We start from the raw sequence: 4794 nt of genomic DNA, 5'->3' as shown, positions 1-4794 counted from the left end.
CATCTAGTTGTTCATAGGGTTCTTGCCCAATCCCTAGAACGGTGATTCCTTTATTAGCCAACTCAATACTAAACTGTTGGAAATTTTGTGGGTAATAGGGTGAAATTACAAGATAATTCATAAGCGACTCCTTTTATAGACTCATGTGACCGAGGAAATAAGGCATTTGTTTGCGCCACCATTCCCAGTCATGGGCAACATCGTGCCCCCATTCTGCAAACCAGGCAGGAATTTGTTTTTGATCGAAGGCTTCTTTGAGCTTGTAGTAAGAAGGTAGTCCATCATGCTCCCAAGCACCTAAGCCAGTACAAATCACAATCTCAGCCTGACGGTAACGGTCAATAAACCAACCATCATTTTGATTCCAGATGTAGTCTACTGGTGAATTTTGATAGATAGCATCATCATTATAGTAGTCACCTACAAAAAAGCGTGCGTCATAGACACCACTAAGGGCGATTACCTTGGTAAAGACATCTGGATGCTGAAGGAAAAAGTTAAGTGCATGATAAGCTCCCATAGAGCAACCTGTTGTCATCATACCGTCAAACCAGCCTGTCTTGTGCTTGATAAAAGGAATAGCTTCTTCAATCACATATCGTTCATAGGCACGGTGCATCTCAGCTTGATCATGACTATTTTTCCAAGTCGCAAGCCAGCTCTCACTATCTACACTTGAAAGGGTAAAGAACTGCACGCGACCTTCTTCAATAAAGGATGCACAAGCATCAATCATTCCAAAATCATAGTATTCATTGTGGCTACCACCTGAAGAAGCAAAGACAACAACTGGGATGCCTCCATGTCCGTATCGATTTACGTACATTTCACGATTTAGATGACCACTCCAGTGGCTAAGATGTTCAATATGCATATCCTATCTCCTTTATACTAATTACCAATTTTCTGCAAAAAAGCGTAGGCAAGCTGGAAGATTTTCTGCCCATGGAATTTCATGGTGGATAGCCCCGGCTTGAACCTTGAGTGAGAGATTTTCCAACTGCACTCCTCCTGCTATCAAATCATGATAATAGCGAAGAGAAGAGTCAATATAGGCCTGCTTAATATTACCAGCCATAAGAGTCTTATCCGTGTCATCTGCTTCTTCCGTCCCGACATAGATAAAGACACGCTGGTCAGGTAATAGTTTTTTACGCTCCATATAGCGATCAAAGGCCTCTTGATGAAGCCAATTAGCAGATGAAAAGACACCCAAGCAGCCAATCTGGTCTTGATACTCCAAGCCAATAAACTGGGTAATATTGCCTCCCAGAGAAGAACCAACCATAGCAGTGTGCTTGCGGTCAGACTTTGTACGATAGTTTTCGTCAATAAAAGGCTTAACCACTTCCATGACAAACTCAGCATACTCGACACCTTTGCCACCGAATTGTTGACCAGGAATGTTGGACTCTTGGAATTTCCATGCTGCATACTCGTTCATTCGACCAAGACCATCATTGTCAATAGCCACAACAATCATACGGCTGATATCAGGATTTCGCTTGATGGCTGGGATAATCTTCCAGGAATGTCCAACGTAAGATTCCTTACTATAAAAGACGTTTTGTCCATCGTGAAAATACACAACTGGGTAGCTTCTATCCGTGTCTTTATCATAGTTTTTGGGGAGGAGAACACGTACCCGGCGCTCCTTACCTGTGTAGGGAACCACTAGTTTATGCTCTCGCATTTTCAAATAAAAATAGGATTGATTCATTGTCAGAAAACTCTCTATATTCAAAATTTTATCTTATTATAGCACAAAAATAGAAAAAAGTCGGTTTTCGTCCAAATTTAGGATAAAAACTAACTTTTTTCTTAGGAATTTCAGTTTCTTCACATTAAAGAAGATCTTCAATTAATTCATCGACAGCATCTTTCTCAGTTTGAGGGGTAATTTCAGTAATCATAATTCCTGCTACTGCTCGCTCAACCAATCCTTCAACATCCATACGTGTTTCATACTGTTCAGCATTTTTAATCTTTGGATTTGTCTTCGGACGATCAGGCGCAAAAATCGTACAGCAGTCTTCAAAAGGTTGAATAGAAATTTCAAAGGTATCAATTTCTTGTGCAATGTCAATGATTTCCAACTTGTCCATGGTCACGACTGGACGGATGATTGGTGTGTTGGTCACTGCGTTGATGGCTTGCATGCTCTCCAGGGTTTGGCTTGCCACCTGACCAAGACTTTCACCATTGATGATGACCAAACCATTTCGGACCTCACGGATACGATCTGTAATTCGCATCATAAAGCGACGAGTCAGGGTCATCAGATAGGCTTCTGGAGCTTTAGCCTTGATTTCTTCTTGAATTTCAGTAAATGGTACTTCGATAAACTGAATATTGCCACCAAATTTGGTCAATTTACGAGTCAAATCTTGCGCTTTCTTGAGAGCACCTGGACTTGTGTATGGAGGGCTAGCAAAGTGAACAGCCTCGATATCCACTCCACGTTTTAGAGCTAGATAACCAGCAACAGGAGAGTCAATCCCACCTGACAACATGAGCATACCTTTACCAGAAGTTCCAACTGGTAAGCCACCTGCACCTCGAATGGTTTCATAAGAAAGATAGGCTGCTTCCTCACGAATCTCCACCTGAAGGTTAATATCAGGATTTTTCATTTGTGCTTGCACATTTGGAATGGCTTCAAATACTGCTCCACCAAGTGTCTGGTTGAGTTCACGACTGTCTAACTCAAAGTTATGGTCGCTGCGCTTACTTGAGATTTTAAAGGTCATCCCTTCCTTGTAGATGTCCTTCATAATTTCTTGCACGGCAGACTTAAGAACTTCTACGGATTTTTCAACCTTATATACTGGAGAAAAGTTTTGAATCCCGAAAACTTGCTTGAGAGATTCTGCCACTGGTTCATAATCTGCCCCATTCAGATAAGCATGGGCACGATCGCGGTCTGCTGTCACTTTAACTTGAGGATAGATGGACAAGACATCTGAGATATTATTACGTAGTTTATTGATGAAACGCATACGGTTTTTACCCTTGGTTGAAAGCTCTCCGTAGCGAATCATAATTTCTGAATACTGCATGAATGCTCCTATCTTACTTTTTTAGTTTGATTGTAGATTAATTTCAACTTGGTCAAGAACTGCTCTACCTGACTCATATCATTTTCTAGATCTAGACTGAGACGAACTGCTGACTGGGCTTTATCTTTTTCAATGCCCATAGCAATCAGAGTCCCAGCAGGTTTCCCAGCCTTGGACGAGCAAGCTGATGTTGTAGAAATGAAAATATCATAGTCTTCAAAGGCATGAACAATGACTTCCCCACGAACTCCCTTAATCCCAAAGGTCAGAATATGAGGGGCAAAGTCTTCCTCACCCGAAAAGACAAAAATATCTGGATAGTCAAGAAGAGCCTGACGGATGACCTCTTTCATCTGACTTGTTTTGCTAGCAAATAAGTCCAATCTCTCCATAGCCAAACGTAGGGCCTTGGCAGTCGCAGCAATCCCTGCTACATTCTCAGTTGTTGAACGATAGTCGCGCTCTTGGCCACCACCAGTTAAAAGCGGTGTAATTTTCTTTCCAGACTTGATATAAACAAAGCCAACACCACGAACTCCATGGAACTTATGACTAGAGAAGGTTGCAAAATCTACTCGGTCTGTCAAATACTTTTCTGTCGGAATCTTGGCCAAGGCCTGAACAGCATCTACATGGAAAGAAATGGTTGGTTTATCCGCTAAAAGTTCTGAAATATCTTGGATGGGCTGGATGGAGCCAATTTCATTGTTGACAGCCATAACAGAAACAAGAGTCGTATTAGGACGAAGTAGATTTTCTAAAGCAGTTACATCTACATATCCTTTTTCATCAACTGGTGCAAAATCCACTTCAAAACCTTGAGTCTTGAGCCAAAGAGCTGACTCCTTGACTGCTGGGTGCTCAATAGCTGACACAATAATGTGTTTACCAAATTGCGCTTTTTCAAAAGCTACACCTTTGATAACCCAGTTATCACCTTCAGTACCACCAGAGGTAAAGAAGATTTCCTCGCTTTTCTTGCCAATCAATTCTGCAATCTGCTGACGGGAAGCTTCTAAAATTCTGGTAGATTGGTCTCCCAAACGATGGAGACTTGAAGGATTTCCAATAATTTTTGCAGACACTTGCATATAGGTTTCAAGAGCTTCAGGATAAGGCTTAGTCGTTGCCGAATTATCAAAGTAAATCATGGTTTCTCACGCTTTCTAAAATCACTCCTTCTATTGTATCACGAAACAGTTCAGGCGACAAGAAAGGCAATTCAGGTTCATTTAAGTTTTTTTTAAAGATTTTCGGTATAATGAATTTTAGTAAAGGAGAGATATTATGTCTAATTATCGTAGAACATCAAAACCCAAAACGGAACACATCAAAAAAGGATTTACTGTTTTTCAAAAGACGATAGCTACTATCGGTAGTATTCTGGGGCTGATTACTGCAAGTATCACCATCATGAATGCTATGAATAATAATAACAACAATAACTCAAAAAAAGAAACTACGACAACCCAGACAACAGTCATAAAAGAGATTCAAAAGGAATCCCCTCAAGAGAATACTACTCCAAACAAGGACAACACTTCTACAAAGGAAAACACACAAGAAGAAACAACAACTCAATCTAGTAGCAGTGCAGAAAGTAAGAAAGAAGATACTAGCAGTAAACAAGAACAACCGACTGTTCCTTCTTCTAGCACTCAAACAACAGATACAAAAACGTCTACTACAAATGGAGCTTCTTAAAAGAACTATCTAACAGCCAGTGATTGAATGG

The 4794-nt window shown here is 40.7% G+C and carries 5 protein-coding genes; 1 reads left to right on the top strand and 4 read right to left on the bottom strand.

Annotated elements, in window-relative coordinates; translation table 11 throughout:
* Nucleotides 1–133: 133 nt before the first annotated feature.
* The 4 genes from SINDD18_RS02020 to SINDD18_RS02005 all read right to left on the bottom strand — a co-directional run bounded on the left by SINDD18_RS02020 (nt 134) and on the right by SINDD18_RS02005 (nt 4210).
* Nucleotides 134–874 (bottom strand): esterase family protein, encoded by a 741-nt coding sequence (locus tag SINDD18_RS02020; RefSeq protein WP_006148792.1) that lies wholly within the window; start codon nt 872–874, stop codon nt 134–136.
* Between the two features lie 21 nt (nt 875–895).
* Nucleotides 896–1720 carry an alpha/beta hydrolase gene (locus tag SINDD18_RS02015; RefSeq protein WP_061862904.1) on the bottom strand — a complete coding sequence of 275 codons (825 nt, stop codon included), beginning with the start codon at nt 1718–1720 and terminating at the stop codon, nt 896–898.
* A gap of 124 nt (nt 1721–1844) precedes the next feature.
* Nucleotides 1845–3059, bottom strand: coding sequence for a tRNA uracil 4-sulfurtransferase ThiI (thiI, locus tag SINDD18_RS02010; protein WP_061862903.1), 1215 nt, complete (start codon nt 3057–3059; stop codon nt 1845–1847).
* 8 nt (nt 3060–3067) lie between these two features.
* Entirely contained in the window at nt 3068–4210 is a 1143-nt protein-coding gene (locus SINDD18_RS02005) for a cysteine desulfurase family protein (RefSeq protein WP_061862902.1), read from the bottom strand.
* 136 nt (nt 4211–4346) lie between these two features.
* Between SINDD18_RS02005 and SINDD18_RS02000 the strand changes: the two genes are divergently transcribed.
* Nucleotides 4347–4763, top strand: a complete 417-nt coding sequence (locus tag SINDD18_RS02000) for a DUF6556 family protein (protein WP_045763795.1) — start codon at nt 4347–4349, stop codon at nt 4761–4763.
* The last annotated feature ends 31 nt before the right edge of the window (nt 4764–4794 follow it).

The sequence above is a fragment of the Streptococcus infantis genome (assembly GCF_001579645.1).
In the GTDB taxonomy this organism is placed as follows: Bacteria; Bacillota; Bacilli; order Lactobacillales; family Streptococcaceae; genus Streptococcus; species Streptococcus infantis_E.
Note: the sequence above shows the minus strand (reverse complement) of the source record. Positions and strands in the feature narration are given on the sequence as shown.

Coding starts and splice junctions, on each gene's coding strand:
- SINDD18_RS02020 (WP_006148792.1), bottom strand. CDS start 874: ATGCATATTGAACATCTTAGCCACTGGAGTGGTCATCTAAATCGTGAA.
- SINDD18_RS02015 (WP_061862904.1), bottom strand. CDS start 1,720: ATGAATCAATCCTATTTTTATTTGAAAATGCGAGAGCATAAACTAGTG.
- thiI (WP_061862903.1), bottom strand. CDS start 3,059: ATGCAGTATTCAGAAATTATGATTCGCTACGGAGAGCTTTCAACCAAG.
- SINDD18_RS02005 (WP_061862902.1), bottom strand. CDS start 4,210: ATGATTTACTTTGATAATTCGGCAACGACTAAGCCTTATCCTGAAGCT.
- SINDD18_RS02000 (WP_045763795.1), top strand. CDS start 4,347: ATGTCTAATTATCGTAGAACATCAAAACCCAAAACGGAACACATCAAA.